General features: G+C 50.3%; 21 protein-coding genes and 1 tRNA gene. 6 read left to right on the forward strand and 16 right to left on the reverse strand.

Annotation, left to right across the window (positions count from 1 at the left end):
- The first annotated feature begins 105 nt into the window (after window positions 1–105).
- Window positions 106–1329, forward strand: coding sequence for an MFS transporter (locus tag ACTHSL_RS02400; protein ID WP_440380195.1), 1224 nt, complete (start codon window positions 106–108; stop codon window positions 1327–1329).
- A gap of 65 nt (window positions 1330–1394) precedes the next feature.
- On the opposite strand, the gene gyrB is transcribed toward ACTHSL_RS02400, so the two are convergent.
- From gyrB to ACTHSL_RS02415, 3 genes are all read right to left on the reverse strand, one after another.
- Window positions 1395–3785 carry a DNA topoisomerase (ATP-hydrolyzing) subunit B gene (gene gyrB / locus ACTHSL_RS02405; protein WP_107885418.1) on the reverse strand — a complete coding sequence of 797 codons (2391 nt, stop codon included), beginning with the start codon at window positions 3783–3785 and terminating at the stop codon, window positions 1395–1397.
- Window positions 3786–3983: 198 nt separating this feature from the next.
- On the reverse strand, window positions 3984–4478 hold the full coding sequence (locus ACTHSL_RS02410; protein WP_440380196.1) for a GlcG/HbpS family heme-binding protein: 495 nt from the start codon (window positions 4476–4478) through the stop codon (window positions 3984–3986).
- Window positions 4479–4595: 117 nt separating this feature from the next.
- Window positions 4596–4671, reverse strand: a tRNA-Thr gene (locus tag ACTHSL_RS02415).
- A 178-nt stretch (window positions 4672–4849) separates the two neighbouring features.
- Here ACTHSL_RS02415 and ACTHSL_RS02420 point away from each other — a divergent pair.
- Window positions 4850–5920 carry an AI-2E family transporter gene (locus ACTHSL_RS02420; protein WP_370889891.1) on the forward strand — a complete coding sequence of 357 codons (1071 nt, stop codon included), beginning with the start codon at window positions 4850–4852 and terminating at the stop codon, window positions 5918–5920.
- 86 nt (window positions 5921–6006) lie between these two features.
- Here ACTHSL_RS02420 and ACTHSL_RS02425 read toward each other — a convergent pair whose 3' ends face one another.
- Both ACTHSL_RS02425 and ubiM read right to left on the reverse strand, forming a co-directional pair.
- Window positions 6007–6534: a hypothetical protein gene (locus tag ACTHSL_RS02425; protein ID WP_440380197.1), complete on the reverse strand. Its 528-nt coding sequence runs from the start codon at window positions 6532–6534 to the stop codon at window positions 6007–6009.
- A 90-nt stretch (window positions 6535–6624) separates the two neighbouring features.
- Window positions 6625–7809, reverse strand: coding sequence for a 5-demethoxyubiquinol-8 5-hydroxylase UbiM (gene ubiM, locus ACTHSL_RS02430; RefSeq protein ID WP_440380198.1), 1185 nt, complete (start codon window positions 7807–7809; stop codon window positions 6625–6627).
- 285 nt (window positions 7810–8094) lie between these two features.
- Here ubiM and nfsA point away from each other — a divergent pair, with 285 nt between their 5' ends.
- The 3 genes from nfsA to ACTHSL_RS02445 all read left to right on the forward strand — a co-directional run bounded on the left by nfsA (window position 8095) and on the right by ACTHSL_RS02445 (window position 11094).
- On the forward strand, window positions 8095–8838 hold the full coding sequence (gene nfsA, locus ACTHSL_RS02435; RefSeq protein WP_440380199.1) for an oxygen-insensitive NADPH nitroreductase: 744 nt from the start codon (window positions 8095–8097) through the stop codon (window positions 8836–8838).
- Between the two features lie 547 nt (window positions 8839–9385).
- Window positions 9386–10144: a class I SAM-dependent methyltransferase gene (locus ACTHSL_RS02440; RefSeq protein ID WP_440380200.1), complete on the forward strand. Its 759-nt coding sequence runs from the start codon at window positions 9386–9388 to the stop codon at window positions 10142–10144.
- 8 nt (window positions 10145–10152) lie between these two features.
- Entirely contained in the window at window positions 10153–11094 is a 942-nt protein-coding gene (locus ACTHSL_RS02445) for a DUF4743 domain-containing protein (protein ID WP_440380201.1), read from the forward strand.
- 125 nt (window positions 11095–11219) lie between these two features.
- Here the strand turns inward: ACTHSL_RS02445 and ACTHSL_RS02450 are convergent, their stop codons facing one another.
- From ACTHSL_RS02450 to ACTHSL_RS02500, 11 genes are all read right to left on the reverse strand, one after another.
- Window positions 11220–11615, reverse strand: coding sequence for an META domain-containing protein (locus ACTHSL_RS02450; RefSeq protein ID WP_440380202.1), 396 nt, complete (start codon window positions 11613–11615; stop codon window positions 11220–11222).
- Window positions 11616–11998: 383 nt separating this feature from the next.
- A complete protein-coding gene (locus tag ACTHSL_RS02455) occupies window positions 11999–12424 on the reverse strand; it encodes a F0F1 ATP synthase subunit epsilon (RefSeq protein ID WP_440380203.1) in 426 nt (141 codons plus the stop codon).
- 12 nt (window positions 12425–12436) lie between these two features.
- The gene (gene atpD, locus ACTHSL_RS02460) at window positions 12437–13834 is read right to left on the reverse strand and encodes a F0F1 ATP synthase subunit beta (protein ID WP_440380204.1); all 1398 of its coding nucleotides are present in this window, start codon (window positions 13832–13834) and stop codon (window positions 12437–12439) included.
- Window positions 13835–13869: 35 nt separating this feature from the next.
- A complete protein-coding gene (gene atpG / locus ACTHSL_RS02465) occupies window positions 13870–14748 on the reverse strand; it encodes a F0F1 ATP synthase subunit gamma (RefSeq protein ID WP_440380205.1) in 879 nt (292 codons plus the stop codon).
- A 22-nt stretch (window positions 14749–14770) separates the two neighbouring features.
- The gene (atpA, locus tag ACTHSL_RS02470; RefSeq protein WP_074894742.1) at window positions 14771–16318 is read right to left on the reverse strand and encodes a F0F1 ATP synthase subunit alpha; all 1548 of its coding nucleotides are present in this window, start codon (window positions 16316–16318) and stop codon (window positions 14771–14773) included.
- A gap of 10 nt (window positions 16319–16328) precedes the next feature.
- Window positions 16329–16877: a F0F1 ATP synthase subunit delta gene (locus ACTHSL_RS02475; RefSeq protein WP_440380206.1), complete on the reverse strand. Its 549-nt coding sequence runs from the start codon at window positions 16875–16877 to the stop codon at window positions 16329–16331.
- Between the two features lie 3 nt (window positions 16878–16880).
- Window positions 16881–17351, reverse strand: coding sequence for a F0F1 ATP synthase subunit B (locus ACTHSL_RS02480; protein WP_440380207.1), 471 nt, complete (start codon window positions 17349–17351; stop codon window positions 16881–16883).
- Window positions 17352–17424: 73 nt separating this feature from the next.
- The gene (atpE, locus tag ACTHSL_RS02485) at window positions 17425–17658 is read right to left on the reverse strand and encodes a F0F1 ATP synthase subunit C (RefSeq protein WP_003770218.1); all 234 of its coding nucleotides are present in this window, start codon (window positions 17656–17658) and stop codon (window positions 17425–17427) included.
- A gap of 101 nt (window positions 17659–17759) precedes the next feature.
- Window positions 17760–18632: a F0F1 ATP synthase subunit A gene (gene atpB, locus ACTHSL_RS02490; RefSeq protein ID WP_440380208.1), complete on the reverse strand. Its 873-nt coding sequence runs from the start codon at window positions 18630–18632 to the stop codon at window positions 17760–17762.
- Window positions 18616–18975, reverse strand: a complete 360-nt coding sequence (locus ACTHSL_RS02495) for an ATP synthase subunit I (RefSeq protein WP_041961212.1) — start codon at window positions 18973–18975, stop codon at window positions 18616–18618. The genes atpB and ACTHSL_RS02495 overlap by 17 nt, the downstream gene beginning before the upstream one ends.
- A 310-nt stretch (window positions 18976–19285) precedes the next feature.
- On the reverse strand, window positions 19286–20143 hold the full coding sequence (locus ACTHSL_RS02500) for a ParB/RepB/Spo0J family partition protein (protein ID WP_440380209.1): 858 nt from the start codon (window positions 20141–20143) through the stop codon (window positions 19286–19288).
- Window positions 20144–20288: 145 nt separating this feature from the next.
- On the opposite strand from ACTHSL_RS02500, the gene ACTHSL_RS02505 reads away from it, so the two are divergent.
- Window positions 20289–20555, forward strand: a complete 267-nt coding sequence (locus ACTHSL_RS02505) for a phosphoglycerate mutase family protein (protein WP_440380210.1) — start codon at window positions 20289–20291, stop codon at window positions 20553–20555.
- Window positions 20556–20582 lie beyond the last annotated feature (27 nt).

The following is a 20582-nucleotide window of genomic DNA, read 5'->3' on the forward strand; positions in this document are numbered from 1 at the left end:
AAACGAATCGTTGCCGCACGGCCTGTGTTCGGGCTTTGCGGCCGGCCTTGAAATGCGTCATCCCCGATAGTCCGTCATCAGCATACAAAATAATTTAATCATTTTATGCACACACACCCATCCATTCGCATCAATCCGTGGCCGGTTATCGCGGCGGCGGCATTCATCCTGTTGATAACCATCGGCATGAGGATGTCTTTAGGCCTGTTTTTACGCCCCGTGGTGAACACGACCGATTTAAGCGTCGCACAATTCAGTCTGGTTATCGCAGTCTTCCAATTGATGTGGGGCGTGGCACAGCCGGCAACGGGGGCTTTGGCCGACCACTACGGCGCATGGAAAGTATTGGGCGGCGGCGCGCTGGTATTGGCCGCAGCCTGCTTCCTCACACCGCAACTGCCGACATTCTGGGGACTGATGTTCGCCGTCGGGCTGCTGCTGGCATTCGGCACGGGCGCGGGTGGTTTTTCGATTATTATGGGGCAGGTGGCGGCCAAGCTGCCGCCTACCGTTCGCGGATTGGCTTCCGGCGCGGTAAATGCCGGCGGCTCGGCAGGACAGTTTCTCTTTGCGCCTATGGTACAGGGGCTGATGGTTCAGCCCCACATCGGCTGGCAGGGAACATTTTATGTATGGGGCGGATTGAGCCTGCTGATTCTGCCGGTTGCCTGGTGGCTGACACGCGGGAGCAACATGCCGCAGCAAGCCCAAACAGCCCAAACGCACGACGGCGGACTGAAACAGGCAGTCATACGGGCATTTGCCGACCGCAGTTATCTGTTGCTGCATTTGGGCTTTTTTACCTGCGGCTTTCACATTGCGTTTTTGGTGACCCATCTGCCGAACGAGATTTCACTGTGCGGCCTCCCGCCTACGGTGGCTTCGACTTCTTTGGCGGTCATCGGGCTGGCCAACATTGCGGGCTGCCTGTTCTCCGGCTGGTGTGTCGGCCGCTTTTCAAGCAAATATGTGCTGTTTTACCTATATGCTTCGCGGGTTTTGATGGTAGCGGCATATCTGGCCGCCCCGAAGACGGACATGAATTTTTATATTTTTGCCGCCGGATTGGGCTTTACCTGGCTGGCAACGGTCGCCCCGACCGCAACGCTGACCGGCAAATTGTTTGGTACACGTTATCTGGCCACTTTGTTCGGACTCACGATGCTGAGCCACCAAATCGGCGGTTTTCTCGGTTCGTATTTGGGCGGGCAGGTCGTTTCCATGTTCAACAGCTACAGCTGGATGTGGTATGCGGATATGCTGCTGGCAGGGACGGCCGCTTTATTGAACCTGCCGATTAAAGAGCCGAAACCAGCAGAGCATGCCTGAAACAAAAAAGGCCGTCTGAAACATTTTCAGACGGCCTTTTTTTATTTTCAATCAGGCTTTAAGGTTTACGCATCAATATTTTGCGCAATCAGGGCATTGTTTTCGATGAAGGCGCGGCGCGGTTCGACTTCGTCGCCCATCAGGGTAACGAATACTTCGTCGGCGGCGATGGCGTCTTCGATGCGCACTTTCAACAGACGGCGCACGGCGGGATCCATCGTGGTTTCCCAAAGCTGCTCGGGGTTCATCTCGCCCAAACCTTTGTATCGCTGGATGGACATGCCTTTTTGGGCGTTTTGGAGCAGGATGTTCAGCGCGGTTTCAAAGCTGTCCACGTCGTACTCGTTCTCGCCTTTATAAAGCTTGGCACCCTCGCCGACCAAGCCTTTGAGCGCGGCGGCGGTTTGGGTGAGGGTTTGGTAGGCTTTGCTGTTGAGGAACTTGGGTTCGATGTAGCTGACCATGACGTTGCCGTGCAGCTTGCGGGTGATTTTGATGAAGCGGTTGCCTTCGTGTCCTTCGATGCGTTCGAGGGCGACTTCTTTTTCGTCGAGCAAACCGGAAAGTTCGGCAACGGCTTTATCGGCGTTTTCAGACGACGTCAAATCAATGGGCGACGCGTGCAGCATGGCGCGCAGGACGAGTTCGTCCACGAAGCGGCTTTCCTGTTCGATGACGGTTTTCGCCAACAGGAATTGTTTGGCGGTATCGGCAAGTTCTGCACCTTCGATGGTGCGGCCGTCTGAAACGATTTTGGCTTTTTCCAAGGCGAGGCCGAGCAGCCATTGGTCTTTTTCCAGTTCGTCCTTGAGGTAACGCTCCTGCTTGCCGTATTTAGCTTTGTAGAGCGGCGGCTGGGCGATGTAGATGTAGCCGCGTTCGACCAGTTCGGGCATTTGGCGGTAGAAGAAGGTCAGGAGCAGGGTGCGGATGTGCGCACCGTCCACGTCGGCATCGGTCATGATGATGATGCGGTGGTAACGCAGTTTTTCGGGGTTGAACTCTTCTTTGCCGATGCCTGCGCCCAGCGCGGTAATCAGGGTGGCGACCTCTTGGCTGGCGAGCATTTTTTCAAAGCGGGCTTTTTCGACGTTCAGGATTTTGCCTTTGAGCGGCAAAATGGCTTGGAATTTGCGGTCGCGGCCTTGTTTGGCTGAGCCGCCTGCGGAATCGCCCTCGACCAGATAAAGCTCTGACAAGGCAGGGTCTTTTTCTTGGCAGTCGGCGAGTTTGCCGGGCAGTCCCAAGCCGTCCATCACGCCTTTGCGGCGGGTGATTTCGCGGGCTTTGCGGGCGGCTTCGCGCGCGCGGGCGGCATCGACGATTTTGCTGGTGATGATTTTGGCTTCGTTCGGATTTTCTTCGAGGAAGTCGGTCAGGGCTTGGTTGATGACTTCGTTGACGACGGGGCCGATTTCGCTGGAAACCAGTTTGTCTTTGGTTTGGGACGAGAATTTGGGGTCGGGCAGTTTGACGGATAACACACAGGTCAAACCTTCGCGCATATCGTCGCCGGCGGTTTCAACTTTGGCTTTTTTAGCCACTTCGTTGGCTTCGATGTAGCTGTTGATGGTGCGCGTCATCACTTGGCGCAATGCGGTCAGGTGCGTACCGCCGTCGCGCTGCGGGATGTTGTTGGTGAAGCACTGCACGCTTTCCTGATAGCTGTCGTTCCACTGCATCGCGCATTCGACGCTCATGCCGTCTTTCTCGCCGAACGCGTAGAAGATTTTTTCGTGCAACGGCGTTTTTTTGCGGTTCATGTATTGCACGAAACCAGCCACGCCGCCGGAAAGAGCGAAGCTTTCGTGTTTGCCGTCGCGCTCGTCGATCAATTCGATGTCCACGCCGTTGTTCAGGAAGGAAAGTTCGCGGATGCGTTTGGCGAGGATGTCGAAGCTGTATTCGACGTTGCCGAAGGTTTCCGCGCTGGCGAGGAAGCGCACGGTCGTGCCTTTTTTGTCGGAATCGCCGACAACCCTTAACGGCTCTTCAGTTTCGCCGCGCACGAAGCGGACGAAGTGTTCTTTGCCGTCGCGGTAGATGGTCAGCGTTACCCAGTCGGACAGCGCGTTGACGACAGACACGCCCACGCCGTGCAGTCCGCCGGAGATTTTGTAGCTGTTGTTGTCGAACTTACCGCCCGCGTGCAATACGGTCATGATGACTTCGGCGGCGGAGCGTCCTTCTTTCGGGTGGATGCCGGTGGGCATACCGCGCCCGTTGTCTGCCACGCTGACGGAATTGTCGGCATGGATGGTTACGGTGATTTTGTCGCAATGTCCCGCCAGTGCTTCGTCGATGGCGTTGTCCAATACTTCGAACACCATGTGGTGCAGGCCGCTGCCGTCCTGCGTGTCGCCGATATACATACCGGGGCGTTTGCGTACCGCTTCCAAGCCTTCCAGCACTTGTATGCTGTCGGCGCCGTATTCTTCGTGTTTTTGGTCAGTCATGGTCTTTTCTTTAATCGAAACAAAAGTCTGCCGCTGAGGCCGTCTGAAAAAGCACGGCCGGCACAAACGGCAAAATAAGGCGCGATTATACCTGATTTTGCTGGATTATTCAGCGATTTGCCGTAAAACAGGCCGTCTGAAAACCATATCGGAACGGTTTTCAGACGGCCTCCAAGACTTTGCTTCGACGGGTACGGCCTATCTTTCAGACAATACCGCCGCACCTGCTTTCGCGACGCTTTCGTCTTCATCAACCGAGCCGCCGCTCACGCCGACGCTGCCGACGATAACACCGTTTTTATCTACCAACAGCACACCGCCGGCAAAAATCACCAAACCGTCGTTGGTCACCTCAATACCGTAAAGCTCGCCGCCCGGCTGAGAAGCCTTGCCCAAATCACGGGTGGACATATTGAAATAGCGTGCCGTTTTCGCCTTTTTCTGCGCAATATCGATGCTGCCGATAAACGCGTCGTCCATACGCGCAAACGCCTTCAAATTACCGCCCGCGTCCATGACCGCGATATTCATCGGCACCTTGATTTCACGCGCCTTTTTCATCGAAGCCTGCACCACCGCCTGCGCCTGAGCCGTCGTCAAATCGCCCGGCAGCGTTTTGGTCAAACCCGCCGAAAACGCCGGCGCACCCAATGCCAAAGTACACAACAATGCAACTGATTTTATGCCGCGCATAACTGTCTCCTTGTATTGAATCAATGAAAGGTACTGCATTTTTGATTGTATGCCTGTCGGCGGGAAGAATAAAGGCCGTCTGAAAACCATTTTCAGACGGCCTTTTATCGGTAGAAATGGTGCCGGAGAAGGGAATCGAACCCCCGACCTTCGCGTTACGAATGCGCTGCTCTACCGACTGAGCTACACCGGCACGATGTTCGTTATCATATACATAATAAAACTGTTTGGCAACAACCGTTTTGGCCGCGTGAGAAAGAGGCCGTCTGAAAACTCGGCCGTCCGCCCTGCTTTCAGACGGCTCGTACGCGGTATAATGCCCGCCCGCCCGCATGGCCGGGCCTGACTGTATTCCCAACGAAAAGATTGATATGACGACCCGCATTCCCGCCGATACGCCGAAACTCCGCACGGTGTCCTATTTTCTCACTGCCGCCGCACTGTTGGCCGTGCTGCATTTTCATTTCCTGCCGCTGCTGCTGTCGGTTATTCTGACCTATATCTTCATTACCCGCACCAACGGCCTGATTTTGTGGTTCCGCCGCCGGCTGTTTCGGCGCAATGCCTTCCTGCGCCGCTCGCTGAACGCGCATAATGTCAATCTGTTGTCGGCCACGCTGACCATAGGCTTGGTGTTGCTGGCGATTGTGCTGATGGCTTTCGGCGTGTACCACTTGATTCAAGGCGGCCATATCGCGGTGATGATGGGCAAGCTGGCGGCGATTATCGAGGATACGAAAAACAGTGCCGACCTGCCGGCATCGGTGGCCAATATGCTGCCGAACAATCTGGCCGAAATCAAAACGGCGGCGGCCAGGCTGCTGAAGGAGTATGGCGATACGCTGACGCGCATCAGTAAAAACAGTCTGACGGTGTTTGTTTACATCATCATCGGTGTGATTGTCGGCGCGCTGCTCAGTTTCCACCGTCTAAACGCCCGTATGAAACGCCGCCGGATGCCACCCTTCAAGGCGGAGCTGGTGCGGCGCATCGTCAATTTCCAAAGCAGCTTCGAGCGTGTGTTTATCGCGCAGGTGAAGATTTCTCTGATTGATACGGCCTTTACCGCCGTGTACCTTTATCTGATTCTGCCCGCGTTCGGAGTGGAGCTGCCCTTCCGCCTCACTGTTTTGGTGATTGCGTTTGTGGTGGGGCTGGTGCCGGTGGCGGGCAATCTGGTATCCAATACGGTGATTATTATTTTGAGCTTGGGTGCGTCGCTGTATGTGGCGGCGGCCTCGCTGATGTTTTTGGTGGTGGTGCACAAGCTGGAGTATTTTTTGAATGCGAAGATTATCGGTTCGGAAATCGAATCGAGTGCGTGGGAATTACTACTGGTAATGGTGGTGTTCGAGCGGATTTTCGGCATCGGCGGCATCATCATCGCGCCGGTTTATTATGCTTATCTAAAAAACGAGTTGAAGCAGGCCGGATTGATTTGAGGGGATAGGGGAAGGCCGTCTGAAAATATGTTTTCAGACGGCCTTTTCGGTGGATACGGCAGAATTTGTTCGAGGCTGACACAAACCTAATCGGTACACATCCCCTGTCCTTCTATGCAGGGCAGTTCGGCAATCGGCTCGCTGCGCGATTGGCCTTCGAACACGGCCCATCGGCGTTTTCCGTCAGGCATCAACATCAGCGACGTGCTGCCCGACAAATGTTGTTTGACCCATTCGGCCGGGAAGGAAGACATATCGCCGCTACGGTTAGCTGCCAGCATTTCAGGTATTTTTTCTTCGGCATCCAATAAAAACAGCCATGCATCGGGTTCTTTGCGGTGTATGTCGCCCGCAACCGCAATCAGGTCATCGCGTGTTGCGGGGGTATCGATGACGACATAGAGGTAGCGCAAACCGTTGGGCGCGCGGAATTCGGCGGCCGTTTTCCATGAGGCGGCAGCGGTGTTTTCAGACAGCGCGGCAGGGGAAGCAGATACTTCCGAGGCCGGGGCTGCGGCCGGTTTTTCCGGTTGGGATGGGGTTTCGGTTGGTGTGCCGCCGCAGGCGCATAGGGCGGCGGTCAGACAGAGGGCGGCGAGACGTGTCGGCAACATTTCTTTTTCCTTTCGGATCATTAGGAATACTGTCCAAATAATATTAGGCCGTCTGAAAAGATTGTTTCAGACGGCCTCATTCATTTCAAATCAGCCGGTAAGCTGGCGGGTAATCAATTTTTTCACCGGCGGCAGGTTGTTGCTGACGCGTAGGACGAGGTTGCGCAGCAGTTTGGCCGGTACGGCTTCGTTGGTGAAGAGTTTGACCATCGCGTTGGTGCCGTGATAGAGCGGGCGGGTGTGGAGCTGGTGTTTGGCATCGTAGCGTTCCAAGAGGGAGCTTGCGCCGATGTCTTGTCCGTTTTGCGCCGCCTGCATGACGAGTTTGCCCAAGATGTCGGCACTTTCCAAGCCGAGGTTGAAACCATGGGCGGTTACGGGGTGCATGCCGACTGCGGCATCTCCGATAAGGGCGGCGCGGGTGGTGCAGAAGCGGCCGGCGTGCACGCCCACCAGCGGGTAGGTGTGCAGGGTACCGGCTTTTTCCATTTTGCCGAGTTTGTTTTTCAGTTGTTTTTCCAAATCGGCGGCCAATTCTTCGGGCGACATGGCAAGCAGCGCGCCCGCTTTGTCGCTGTCTATGGTGATGACGCAGTTAGTCAGGTGCTCTTCCAGCGGCAGCAGGGCAAGGGTGCGGCCGTATTGGAAAAATTCGACAGCGGTGTGGCAGTTGGATATTTCGTGTTTGAAGCGGCAGACGATGACGGTGCGGCCGAAGTCGTGCATGTCGGCAGAAATGCCGATTTGGCGGCGGGTTTGCGAAAAACGGCTGTCTGCGGCCACCAGCAGGCGGGCAGTCAGTTCTTCGCCATTATCCAATGTAATATACGCGCCGTCGGCATCGGTGCGGGCTTCTTTCACGCCCACACCTGCCAGCAGGGTAACGTTGTCTTGTTCGGCCACTGCATCGTAAGCGGCTTTGCGGATGTTGTGGTTGGAAATCAGGTTGCCCAAGCGGTCGGTCGCACCGCCGCGCGCCTGTGTAGGCTGCGGGAAATGGAGTTGGTAGGAAGAGGAGCCGTTCCAAACTTTCGCATCACGGAGCGGGTAAATTTCGTTTTCGGGTACGCGCTGCCACATGCCCAGGCGTTCCATAATCTCTTTTGAGAGGTGGGTCAGGGCGATTTCGCGGCCGTCGTAGGCCGGGTTGGAAATGCTTTCGAGCGGGCTTTTTTCCACTATGGTAATCCGCAGGCCGCTGTCGGCCAGGGTGCGTGCGAAACTCAATCCCGCCGGCCCTGCGCCGACGACGACAATATCCGAATACCGGTTCATCTTCACTGCTCCTCAATAAAATAGGTGAATTCGTGCGGAAAGTTGCGGCATGCCGTAATAAGCCGCATTTTTCATTCCACTTTTGCAAGACTGGGCAAGGATAACAAAAAAAGCGGCCATCGTGGGCACGGGCGGATAAAATTTTAATGTATATCAAGCCTGCCCTCGGGCAGGTTGAGGCCGTCTGAAAACATATTCCGGCGGTGTTTCAGACGGCCTCTTCGGCGGGGCGGCGGCCTATTCTGTTACAATCCCCTTCCCTATCTATCTGACGAGGAGCAAGCCATGACTTTGAACAGCCGTCCCGCCCTGCAAACCGCACTGGCGCACCGTTCCATCCGCCGCTTTACCGCCGAACCCGTTTCCGACGAAATGCTGTCTGCCGTTTTGGAGGCGGCCCGCGCGTCGTCCACATCCAGCTACCTGCAAAACGGCAGCATCATCCGCGTAACCGACATCGCCGTCCGCAAAGAATTGCGCGCGGTTTGCGCCGCCGAGGGCGGTGCGGGACACGCCTATGTCGAACACTGCGCCGAATTTCTGGTTTTCTGCATCGACGCCGCCCGCCATCACGCGCTGGACGATGCGGTGCAAACCGATTGGACCGAGGTTTTACTAATCGGCGCAATCGATGCGGGCATTATGGCGCAAAACATGGTGCTGACTGCCGAATCACTGGGCTTGGGCGCGGTGTATATCGGCAGCATCCGCAATGACATCGCCCGCGTCGGCGAACTGCTCGGCCTGCCCGAACATGTTGTCCCACTGTTCGGCGTGTGCCTCGGCCATCCCGACCAAGACCCATTGCAACGCCCGCGCCTGCCGTTAGAAACTCTGGTATCGGAAAACCGCTACCGTCCGGCGGCAAAAACCGTTTTGGAAGACTACAACGAAACCGTCAAAACCTACTACCACGAACGCAGCGGCAAAGATTTGGATTGGGCGAAACAAGTGCGCAACACCCTGGGTCGGCCGGTACGCCCCTTCATGCTGGACTATCTGCGCAAACAGGGCTTTGCCAAACGCTAAACGAAACTGCGGCCTTAAGGGCAGCCACTGCAAACGGCAGATTCCACAGGTTTTCGGCTGGGAATCCGCCGTTTGCCATCCACGATAATCGGTTTCACCTCATGAAAAAATCTTATTCCTTCTTTTCACCATCGTCGGCGTATCATTCCCCGCCCATGCAAAAAGCAATATCCAGAAAAGCCAAGACTACACGCCGGAAAAAGGTTTCACCATTCAAAAAGACCTTTCCTACCCTTTGTTTTTGGCCATGCAGGCAATGAAGGAAAAAGGACTGGATCTGAATAACTATCTGATAACTTATTCTGAAAATATCACAAAGCCCGATATTATCTGGTTCAATTTTTCATTACGGGGAGAAAATAGGCACTATCGCGGCACACCTGATGGGGACTACAATATTTATGTGCATCGCGATACGTTGAAAGTTGAATTCGTACCGATGAGATAATCAGCATCAACCGTTCTACATCTGCATTTCCGCTTTTTCAGACGGCCTATCCCGTACTTTCCCATCACTTCGCCCTATCAGGCTCAAAGGAAGGAAATCATGAATTTTTTCTGTTATGCCGCAGACGGCGCATCTGACGACAATCTGGCTGAAATCAGCGGATACGGCATCTCCATATATGACCATCCTCCTTCAGACGGCCTCTACCTATATGCGGATAGTGAAGGCATCAGTTTGTGCAAAGCGGGAGAAAAGGGGCGTGTGCGGGTGGATTTTGTCGGCGGCGGCGCGCAATACCGCCGTTTGAAAGGCGGCGGCGAGCTGATTGCAAAGGCGGTAAACCATACGGCCTGCCCGTCGGTTATCGACGCCACAGGCGGTTTGGGGCGCGATGCCTTCGTTTTGGCGGCACAAGGTTTGCCGGTTTCAATTATCGAACGTCATCCGGTTGTCGCCTGCCTGCTTTCAGACGGCCTCAGACGGGCACGGGCTGCTGAAGAAACCTCTGCCATTGCGGAACGGATGACGCTGCATTACGGTGATGCGGTGCGGCTGCTGTCAGATTTGGCAGCAGGGCGACCCGATGTCGTCTATCTCGATCCCATGTATCCCGAACGGCAAAAATCGGCTGCCGTCAAAAAGGAAATGGCTTATTTCCACCAATTACTCGGTTCGGCACAAAACACCGACGATGCCGAGTTGTTGGCTGCCGCCCGTGATGTTGCAACGAAACGCATTGTGGTCAAGCGGCCTCGGTTGGGCGCCTTGCTGGCGCAATGCACGCCTGCCTATCAATACAGCGGCAAGTCCACCCGTTTCGACATTTATCTGCCTACACGTCCGATCATCGGCGAATAAGGATTGCCATGCACCTGCCCTACCCCTCAATACCTCCATTGCCCACGGCCCTACAGGACGGATTGCTTTCTGCCCTGCAAACGGCCTTCCGCTACCATGCCGAAGATTGGTTGCCGCTGCGGTTGAACGGATTGGCATTGGGTTTTATGAATGAGGTTTGGCGAAAACATCTGATTCAGGATTGGCCTAATCCTCTACACGAAGATTCAGACGGCCTGCATCTGGTTGCGGATAATTGGAGGGAAATGGGCCGGCAGTTGGAACAGCTTGCCCGCCGCTGGCATGATGCTGGCCTTTTCGGCGGGTGGCGCAACGAACGTTTTGACGTCTGGTCGGCCGATGGCAGGCACATCCTCTTTGCCCTCGAACGTTCTGTCTTCCGCCCGCTCGGCCTATATAGCCATGCGATCCATATCAACGGTTTGGCGGTTACGGAAGAAGGCCTGCGTTTTTGGATTGCCCGCCGCAGCCCGCATAAGGCCGTCGATCCCAACAAGTTGGACACGTTGGTAGGCGGCGGTATTTCGGCTGGAGAACAGATATGGGAAGCGGCAAAACGGGAAGGCCGCGAAGAGGCCGGGCTGACGGATGCGGTTCTTAACCGCTTGCAATACACCGGACGCTGCATCAGCCTGCATCAGGTATCGCGCGGATTGCACCGCGAATATTTGCATATTTTCGACGCGATACTGCCGAATGAGGTAATACCGCAAAATCAAGACGGTGAAGTGGCGTCGTTTGCTTTAATGCCTGCGGAAGAAGCTGCATTGGCGATGTGCAATGGAGAAATGATGAACGATTCCGTTTTGGTCACAGCCGATTTATTCCATCGACTGGGTATGTTGGACTGCGGACATCCGCTGACCGCCTATTTGCAAGCCGCCCGTCATTCGACGGATTTGATTGGAAGGCCGTCTGAAAATATGTTTGGACCAAATTCGGCAAAGTAAGATAACAAGCATCCAACCGCCGTTTGCCAATTTTACCGTTTTCGATTTTCAGACGACCTCATGGTCATTCAAAACGACTGCACCATGAGGTTATGCATTACCGCCATATTCTTGTAAACAAATGTTTAAGACGATTTTACAGCGCGCAATAGGACATTCCCCTGCCCGTCTTTAATCAACAACTTTCCGTCTTGAATCCCAAACCTCTCAGCCTGAACAAACACTTGGCTGATTTTATGCTCTGCCTCGCTATGTTCCGGATCACAAGCCATCCTCGTAGAGGACGTATAACCGAAATCCAATTTCCCATTGTCGGCACTATAACGAGTTGTCAGCCGATTGCATCCGGCATAACTGCTGAGCAACTGCTGTGTGCCGTCAAATGTCAAACTCGCTTGGGCAGTAAACGGACTTCCGCCAATTTCTTCCGGCAACCATTCACCATTTAGCGCCTCACTGCTTGGCATAATCGCGCATGCCGACAGCAACAGACCCACAGTAAAACATAATATTTTTCCCATAATTTTTTCCTTATTCAGACAGTTTGTATATCCGACTAACCTCAAAGAGATAAAAACTTTTTGCTTTATCAAGTTTAATTTTATTAGAACAGAGCAACATCACCATTAAACTAAGCCATTAAAAGCTACCTCGGTTGTTCTATCACTCAATTATCTGCAATTGAAATGAATTCCGAAGGTGTTCATTTAATCTTTCCTTCTTCTTATCCCAATAAAATCTTGGCCAGTCTTTGATATTTATTTTTTGCAGTACTTAAATCTTTGAAACTAATCTAGCCCAACCTATAAATATAAATAAATTTTATTTTAAATCAATAAATTGATAATTATAGAATTGAATAAAAGCACGGCAAGCCGTGCTTTTATTCAATCTAATAAATAGACTATTGATGTTTTCTTGAACGAATATAGTCGAGAGTTTTGAGTTCCGCAAGAGCAGCAGCCAACGCACTATGCGCCTTGGCCAAAGCTTCGTCGTCCGTAGCCTTGGCAATACCTGCCTCCGCTGCTTTCTTCGCTTCTTCGGCACGGGCTTGATCCATTTCACTACTACGGACAGCTATGTCAGCCAATACGGTCAATTTATCAGGTTGAACCTCCAAAACGCCGCCTGAAACTGCCACCAAAACCTCTTCTTTTTCACCTGGAATTTGCAGCCGTAATGCACCTGGCCGTACCAAACTCATAATCGGCTCATGTCGCGGATAAATACCGAGCTCACCCTGAACAGTCGGAACCACAACAAAGCTGGCCTCGCCTGAATAGATGTTATATTCGTTACTTACCACTTCAACTCGCATGACATCCATGCCAGCCTCCTATCAGTTTAAAGTTTTTGCTTTCTCAGCAGCTTCTTCAATGCCACCTACCATGTAGAACGCCTGTTCAGGAAGATGATCATATTCGCCACTCAAGATAGCTTTGAAGCCGGCAATAGTATCTCGTAACGGCACATACTTACCAGGAGAACCAGTAAATACTTCGGCAACGTGGAACGGTTGCGACAGGAAGCGCTGGATCTTACGTGCACGCATCACGGTCAGTTTGTCTTCGTCTGACAATTCATCCATACCAAGAATGGCAATAATATCGCGCAATTCTTTGTATTTTTGCAGAGTAGATTGTACGCCTCGGGCTACGTCATAGTGCTCTTGACCCAATACCATCGGATCCAGTTGGCGTGAAGTAGAGTCAAGCGGGTCAACTGCAGGGTAAATACCTAAAGATGCAATATCACGACTCAATACGACGGTTGCGTCCAAGTGGGCGAAAGTTGTTGCTGGAGACGGGTCAGTCAAGTCATCCGCAGGTACATATACAGCTTGGATGGAAGTAATAGAGCCTGTTTGGGTAGAAGTAATACGCTCTTGCAAACGACCCATTTCTTCAGCCAATGTCGGTTGATAACCCACGGCTGAAGGCATACGGCCCAACAATGCAGATACTTCGGTACCGGCCAGAGTGTAACGGTAGATATTATCAACGAAGAACAATACGTCTCGACCTTTACCATTTTCGTCTTTTTCGTCACGGAAGTATTCGGCCATAGTCAAACCGGTCAAAGCAACGCGCAGACGGTTGCCTGGAGGCTCGTTCATCTGACCGTAAACCATTGCCACTTTGTCTAATACGTTGGAATCTTTCATCTCGTGGTAGAAGTCATTACCTTCACGAGTACGTTCACCCACACCTGCGAACACAGACAAACCGCTATGTGCCTTGGCAATGTTGTTAATCAACTCCATCATATTTACGGTTTTGCCTACACCTGCTCCACCGAACAGACCCACTTTACCACCTTTGGCAAACGGACATAACAAGTCGATAACCTTAATACCTGTTTCTAATAATTCCGTTGTTGAAGAAAGCTCATCAAACTTAGGAGCTTCTTGATGGATCGCACGTGTATTGGATGCATTTACCGGACCTGCCTCATCAACCGGATTACCCAATACATCCATAATACGACCCAAAGTTTCACGGCCAACAGGAACAGTAATCGGAGCCCCAGTATTATTCACAGCCATACCACGCTTTAATCCATCTGAACTACCCATCGCAATAGTACGCACTATACCATCCCCTAAAAGTTGTTGAACTTCTAAGGTTAGGTCATTTTCAACTAATTTTAATGCATCAAAAACATGCGGGATAGCGTCACGTGGGAATTCCACATCCACTACAGCACCGATGATTTGTACGATTTTGCCTTGGCTCATTATCGCATCCTAATTTCTAAATGCAAATCAGCAAGCTATACAGCCGCTGCACCTGCAACAATTTCTGACAATTCTGTAGTAATAGCCGCTTGGCGCGATTTATTGTACACCAAACGCAGCTCCTTAATTGCATTACCTGCATTATCTGTAGCAGCTTTCATGGCTACCATACGTGCGGCCTGCTCTGAAGCCATATTATCGCTTAACGCCTGATAAACCACAGATTCCAAATAACGACGAACTAGGTATTCCAATACAGCAATAGGTGTAGGTTCATAACGGTAATCCCAATTATATCCCCGACCTTCGACTTGAGCTGCCTCCAAAGTATTCCGCCCAATAGGGAGTAATACTTCCATTCGAGGCTCTTGGCGCATAGTATTTACGAAACCAGAATAAACAATATGAATAATATCAATTTCGTTCTGTTCGTACCGCTTAAACAGCTCTGTCAATGAACCGACCAACAATTCTAACCTAGGCGTATCACCTAAATTTACTACGCTGGCAATTACATTTAACCCAATGCGCTGGCAAGTAGCTAAACCTTTACTACCGATACAAACTACATCAGTCTCAATACCACGTTCCTGGTAATCTTGCATTTGTGCTAAAAATTTCTTTAGCACATTCGCATTTAGCCCGCCACATAAACCCTTATCTGTAGTAATTAAAATAAAACCAGCGCGACGTATCTTACAGCGCTCGCTCAATAATTTAATACCGTGGTTTTCTTGTGTTTGTGCCAAATGGCCCATTACCAAACGCACTTTATCAGCATACGGACGCGCTAAACGCATCCGTTCCTGAGTCTTACGCATCTTAGAGGTTGACACCATTTGCATCGCTTTAGTGATCTTCTGTGTATTCTGAACACTACGAATTTTGGTGAGAATCTCTTTCCCAACAGCCATTCTAGACTCCTTTCTTTATCGCTTATGCCGTATGTGCATAAGACGCCTTGAAAGACTTCATCGCTTCTGTTAAGGCTTTTTCATTATCATCAGACATAGCACCTGTTTCATTGATGCTTTCTAAAACTTTTGGATATTGAGTACGCACATAACTCAAGAACTCAGCTTCAAAAGATAATGCGTTAGAAACAGGAACATCTCCGTATGAACCTTCATTAATAGCCCATAGGGTCAAAGCCATCTCAGCTGTATTTAATGTACTGAACTGCTTTTGTTTCATCAATTCAGTAACTACCTCACCATGCTGCAACTGCTTGCGTGTGGCTTCATCTAAATCAGATGCAAATTGAGAGAAGGCTGCCAGCTCTCGATATTGCGCCAAAGCTAAACGGATACCACCGCCTAATTTTTTAATAACTTTAGTCTGGGCAGCACCACCAACACGGGAGACGGAAATACCTGCATTAATGGCAGGACGGATACCTGAGTTAAACAAATCAGTTTCTAAGAAAATTTGACCATCAGTAATTGAAATTACATTAGTCGGAACAAACGCTGAAACGTCACCGGCTTGAGTCTCAATAATTGGCAGTGCAGTTAAAGAACCTGTTTTACCTTTTACCTCACCACCAGTCAGCTTTTCAACTTCATCAGCATTGATACGGGCAGCGCGTTCCAACAGGCGGCTGTGCAAATAGAACACATCGCCAGGATACGCTTCGCGACCGGGTGGACGACGCAATAATAAAGAAATTTGACGATAAGCTACAGCTTGTTTAGACAAATCATCATATACAATTAAAGCATCTTCTCCTCTATCTCGGAAAAACTCACCCATAGTACAGCCTGCATAAGGCGCAATAAATTGTAATGCCGCAGCTTCAGAAGCCGTTGCCGCAACTACAATTGTATGCTCCATTGCGCCATACTCCTCTAATTTACGAACTACGTTCGCAATAGAAGATGCTTTTTGACCTACTGCTACATAAATGCAAACAACGCCAGTCCCTTTTTGATTGACGATTGCATCCAATGCAACAGCTGTTTTACCCGTCTGACGGTCACCAATAATCAACTCACGCTGCCCTCGACCAATGGGTACCATTGAGTCAATAGCTTTCACGCCTGTCTGCATAGGTTGGTCAACTGATTGACGAGCAATTACACCTGGCGCAATTTTCTCAATAGGTGCTGTCAGTTTTGTATCAATAGGACCTTTACCATCAATTGGCTGCCCCAGTGCATTTACTACACGACCCACCAATTCGCGGCCAATCGGCACTTCCAAGATGCGGCCAGTACATTTAACCTCATCTCCTTCTTTGATGTGCTCATATTCACCCAACACAACAGCACCAACCGAATCGCGCTCCAAGTTCATTGCCAGACCAAACGTATTATTCGGAAATTCAAGCATTTCACCTTGCATTACGTCTGACAAGCCATGCACTCGCACAATACCATCAGTAACGGAAATTACCGTACCTCGAGTATGTATCTCTTGCTTTGTGTCTAAGTTTTCGATTTTGGCTTTCAATAATTCGCTGATTTCAGCAGGATTAAGCTGCATGAAAACTCTCCTAATTCGTCATTGCCGTATACAGTTTTTGCAATTTACCCTGTATAGACAGATCCAATACCTGATCATCCACTTCCACCTTAATTCCGGCGATTAAGCTAGGCTCAACATTAAAAACAGCTTCTAACCGGGTATTAAAATGTTGCTCCAAATCTGCTACGATTTTGGCCTTTTGCCCTTCGCTGGCAAATTCGAATGCACTGTAAATGACCGCCTTCTTGGTATTATTACGCGATAAAACTAAATCTTGATATTGAACATAAATTTCAGGTAAAACCAAAAGCCGCTTCTCATCTGCCACTACATAAACAAAATTACGAAAAGTTTTGTCTCCCGCAACCTGCTCATCAGTAAGCAATTTGAGTAAAAAATCAGCCTTTTCCTTGCTATTAGTTCGGGTATCCTCAATCAGCGCAGCAACACGAGCCTGAGCTACCGACCATGCTAATTCCTTCAACCCACTCAACCAAGATTCAATTTGATGTTTTTCGTTCGCCAGTTCAAATAATGCCTTTGCATAAGGTCTGGCAATAGTTGCGAACTCAGCCATAAGCTACAGCTCCTGCTTCAGGTTAGCAAGCAAATCAGCATGTTTGGCAGCATTAACCTCACTTCGCAAAATGGCTTCAGCACCTTTTACAGCTAAAGCAGCAACTTGCTCACGCAATGCTTCGCGTGCACGGTTAGTTTCCTGCTCTACATCTGATTTTGCTTGAGCCGCGATACGGGCAGCCTCAACAGAAGCCTGATTCTTTGCTTCCTCTACAATTTGCGCCGCACGTTTTTCCGCATTCGCCACCAGTTCGGTAGCCTGATTGCGACCATCGGCCAAGAGTTCTGCAACTTTCTTTTCAGCCTGTTCAAAATCACTCTTCCCGCGTTCAGCCGCAGCCAAACCTTCTGCGATTTTGTCAGCGCGCTCATCAAGCGCCTTAGCAATCGGAGGCCACACATATTTCATTGTGAACCAAACCAAAATTAAAAAGACGATTAACTGCGCACTTAAGGTTGCATTTAAATTCATTACTTAACCTTCGTATATAAAGTTAATCATGCAATCTTTCTATTCTGCTCATACAGAATAAGAATTTCCCTGATTACTTAACAAACGGATTAACGAAGGCGAACAGCAGAGCAATAGCTACACCAATCAAGAATGCCGCATCAATCAGACCTGCAATCAAAAACAGCTTGGTCTGCAGCGGGCCAATCAATTCAGGCTGACGAGCAGAGGATTCCAAATATTTAGAACCAACCATTGCGATACCAATAGAGGCACCCAATGCACCCAATGCCACGATCAAACCGCAAGCAATAGCAATCAAACCCATTTTACACTCCTTAAATAAAACAAAAGTTAAAACTACGACTAAACAACCAAAACTAAAACTTCAAACTTTAGAACATAAAACCTTTAACCATTACACAATGCTTAGTGCGCATCATGTGCCTGACCAATATAAACGAATGCCAATGCCATGAAGATAAAAGCCTGTAAGGTAATAATCAAAATGTGGAATATGGCCCAAGCTGCCCCCGCAATAATATGGAACAAAAACAAGACGGGATCCATTAAACTAAAATGCCCACCAGCAGCCCAAGCACCTCCAAGCAAAGCAATCAGCAAAAATACCAGCTCACCTGCATACATATTGCCAAACAACCGCATACCATGAGAAACGGTTTTGGATAAAAATTCCAAAATATTCAACAAAAAGTTGGCCGGAGCCAAAAACGGACCGAATGGTGCTGTAAACAGCTCATGCACCCATCCTTTACCACCTTTGATTTTAATGTTGTAGTAAATGCAGACACACAAAACACCAATTGCCAAGGCCAACGATGTATTTAAATCAGCGGTTGGAACTGAACGTAACAATGCATGATGATCACCGGTAATGCCTTGCCATGCCACAGGTAACAAATCAACCGGCAACAAATCCATGGCATTCATTAGGAAAATCCATACAAAAAGGGTTAAACCCAAAGGCGCGACAACCTTGCGTGATTCTGCATTATGAATAATGCCTTTGCACATATCATCAACAAATTCATACAACAGCTCGACCGCAGCCTGAAAGCGGCCGGGAACGCCGGCAGTAGCCGTTACAGCCGCCCTGCGCAACAGGAAGCAACCCAAAGCACCTAAAACAACGGCAAAAAATATGGCATCCAAGTTGATATAAGAGAAATCGGCAATATTCTGCAAACCTTGGCCTTTCGTCACATCGGACAAACTGGTCAAACTTTGCAGATGGTGTTTGATATAGTCGGCAGCAGTCACGGTTTCACTTGCGCTTGACATGATATTTTGCTTTCCAAAAAATAAAAAAAATCACATGACTGGTGGCTAACAAGCCTAAAAGAAACGGTATAAACCGCAACTCCTGGTGATATAGGGCAAAGAATGCCACCATTAAAACCAGTGCCAGCACTATTCTTAAACCTTCTCCGAAAATAAAAGCATAACCGGCATATTGCGGCATACTGCGGAAAATATTTAAGAACAGAACCGTAACAGCAGAAGGTAAAACATAACTCACCCCTCCGGCAGCCGCCGACCATGCGGCAGGCGACCCCGCTATCAACCCGCTCAATGCAACCACTACCAATAACACGGCAAGTTGGAGATAAAGAATTTTTACCATTAGGGCACACAGCAAGAGTCAGGATAGGCCGCACTACTATAATGAATGCCCCGTTTTCCGTCAAGCAAACAGGTTAATTTTCGTGAAATAATTTTATAACCTGCCGATGCAACCGTTATAGAAAGTTACGTTTTTAAACCTCCCATTCGGCTTTACGGCCATTTTTAACAGTTCTTAGCAAAATGACAAGGTGTCTGCCGCATTTAAAGATAATTCGGCCTTCATCCATGCCATTGTTTCATTTTCTGCTTGTTTGACAGGTATTTCCGGTGATTTATTGCTTCAACTCCGACTCTAATTTGCTGCGTATTCAATCAAACGGCACACCTAACCGTTTTAACAGTGCATCTAAGGTTTCCGGATTGTCAAAATGCAGGACGATTTTACCTTTTCGACCGTTACTGCTTTTGACTTCGGCACTCACGCCCAACTCGGCCGTTAATGTTTCATTCAACCGCCGGATATCGGGATGAACGGTTTTCTCGGTACTGCTTTTTTTTGCCTGTTGCGCCAACTGGCTGCGGCGCTCAACTTCGCGTACCGACCAACTGTTTTTAACCGCTTTCTGAGCCAATTCCAACTGATCAACTACCGGTAGTGTCAGCAATGCGCGGGCATGCCCCATCTCCAAGTGGCGGCGGTAAAGCAGCTCCTGAACCGGTTCCGGCAAGGCCAGCAGGCGGAGGGTATTGGAAATCGCACTGCGGCTTTTGCCGACGGCTTTGGCAATGGTTTCGTGCGTCAGGCTGAATTCGTCGGCGAGACGCTTCAGGCCGCGTGCTTCTTCAATTGGGTTGAGGTTTTCCCGTTGCAGGTTTTCAATCAAACCCATTGCCAGCGCGGTTTCGTCGCTGATGTTTTTGACGACGACGGGAATCTCGGTCAGCCCGGCCAATTGGCTGGCGCGCCAGCGGCGTTCTCCGGCGATCAGTTCGTATTGCGACAATCCGTGCTCGCGCACGATAACCGGCTGAATAACGCCTTGGGCTTTGATGGACTCCGCCAATTCCTGCAACGCTTCGTCATCCATCTGCACGCGAGGTTGGTAACGGCCGGGCTTGATGTCGCCTACGGCCACCGTGGTTAGTCGTTCGCCTCGGCCGTCTTCTATGCTGCCGGACAAAAGGGAATCGAGGCCGCGTCCGAGGCCGCTCGGTTGTTTTGCCATAATTTTTGCTTCTTTCGGATAATACCGCCCTATTTTAATGGAAAGGCCGTCTGAAAGCAGTTTTATTTTTTCAGACGGCCTCTCTGCTGTTATGATGCCCAATCGGCTTCAAGACTGAATAAATGTGTTCATTAAGGAAGATACGATGCTGGAAGTTTATCTGGTAAGACACGGCAAAACCGTTTTCAATACCATCGGCCGCCTGCAGGGATGGAGCGATTCGCCGCTGACTGACGAAGGACGGGCTGCGGCTTCGGCTCTGGGATGCAGGATGGGGAAACGGGAAATTGCGTTTGATGCCGCCTTCTCCAGCACCGCGCCCCGTGCTGCGGAAACTGCCGGCCTGAAATCTTTGCAAAATTCCCCAAAATCCCCTAAATTCCCACCAGAACATTTAGGGGATTTCTCATGAGCACCTTCTTCCAGCAAACCGCACAAG

The organism is Neisseria sp. P0008.S010 (genome assembly GCF_051962715.1).
GTDB lineage: Bacteria > Pseudomonadota > Gammaproteobacteria > Burkholderiales > Neisseriaceae > Neisseria > Neisseria elongata.

What these genes read in the sequence shown, in the direction of transcription:
- ACTHSL_RS02400 (WP_440380195.1), top strand. Translation starts at nt 106, where the DNA reads ATGCACACACACCCATCCATTCGCATCAATCCGTGGCCGGTTATCGCG.
- gyrB (WP_107885418.1), bottom strand. Translation starts at nt 3,785, where the DNA reads ATGACTGACCAAAAACACGAAGAATACGGCGCCGACAGCATACAAGTG.
- ACTHSL_RS02410 (WP_440380196.1), bottom strand. Translation starts at nt 4,478, where the DNA reads ATGCGCGGCATAAAATCAGTTGCATTGTTGTGTACTTTGGCATTGGGT.
- ACTHSL_RS02420 (WP_370889891.1), top strand. Translation starts at nt 4,850, where the DNA reads ATGACGACCCGCATTCCCGCCGATACGCCGAAACTCCGCACGGTGTCC.
- ACTHSL_RS02425 (WP_440380197.1), bottom strand. Translation starts at nt 6,534, where the DNA reads ATGTTGCCGACACGTCTCGCCGCCCTCTGTCTGACCGCCGCCCTATGC.
- ubiM (WP_440380198.1), bottom strand. Translation starts at nt 7,809, where the DNA reads ATGAACCGGTATTCGGATATTGTCGTCGTCGGCGCAGGGCCGGCGGGA.
- nfsA (WP_440380199.1), top strand. Translation starts at nt 8,095, where the DNA reads ATGACTTTGAACAGCCGTCCCGCCCTGCAAACCGCACTGGCGCACCGT.
- ACTHSL_RS02440 (WP_440380200.1), top strand. Translation starts at nt 9,386, where the DNA reads ATGAATTTTTTCTGTTATGCCGCAGACGGCGCATCTGACGACAATCTG.
- ACTHSL_RS02445 (WP_440380201.1), top strand. Translation starts at nt 10,153, where the DNA reads ATGCACCTGCCCTACCCCTCAATACCTCCATTGCCCACGGCCCTACAG.
- ACTHSL_RS02450 (WP_440380202.1), bottom strand. Translation starts at nt 11,615, where the DNA reads ATGGGAAAAATATTATGTTTTACTGTGGGTCTGTTGCTGTCGGCATGC.
- ACTHSL_RS02455 (WP_440380203.1), bottom strand. Translation starts at nt 12,424, where the DNA reads ATGGATGTCATGCGAGTTGAAGTGGTAAGTAACGAATATAACATCTAT.
- atpD (WP_440380204.1), bottom strand. Translation starts at nt 13,834, where the DNA reads ATGAGCCAAGGCAAAATCGTACAAATCATCGGTGCTGTAGTGGATGTG.
- atpG (WP_440380205.1), bottom strand. Translation starts at nt 14,748, where the DNA reads ATGGCTGTTGGGAAAGAGATTCTCACCAAAATTCGTAGTGTTCAGAAT.
- atpA (WP_074894742.1), bottom strand. Translation starts at nt 16,318, where the DNA reads ATGCAGCTTAATCCTGCTGAAATCAGCGAATTATTGAAAGCCAAAATC.
- ACTHSL_RS02475 (WP_440380206.1), bottom strand. Translation starts at nt 16,877, where the DNA reads ATGGCTGAGTTCGCAACTATTGCCAGACCTTATGCAAAGGCATTATTT.
- ACTHSL_RS02480 (WP_440380207.1), bottom strand. Translation starts at nt 17,351, where the DNA reads ATGAATTTAAATGCAACCTTAAGTGCGCAGTTAATCGTCTTTTTAATT.
- atpE (WP_003770218.1), bottom strand. Translation starts at nt 17,658, where the DNA reads ATGGGTTTGATTGCTATTGCTTGCGGTTTGATCGTGGCATTGGGTGCA.
- atpB (WP_440380208.1), bottom strand. Translation starts at nt 18,632, where the DNA reads ATGTCAAGCGCAAGTGAAACCGTGACTGCTGCCGACTATATCAAACAC.
- ACTHSL_RS02495 (WP_041961212.1), bottom strand. Translation starts at nt 18,975, where the DNA reads ATGGTAAAAATTCTTTATCTCCAACTTGCCGTGTTATTGGTAGTGGTT.
- ACTHSL_RS02500 (WP_440380209.1), bottom strand. Translation starts at nt 20,143, where the DNA reads ATGGCAAAACAACCGAGCGGCCTCGGACGCGGCCTCGATTCCCTTTTG.
- ACTHSL_RS02505 (WP_440380210.1), top strand. Translation starts at nt 20,289, where the DNA reads ATGCTGGAAGTTTATCTGGTAAGACACGGCAAAACCGTTTTCAATACC.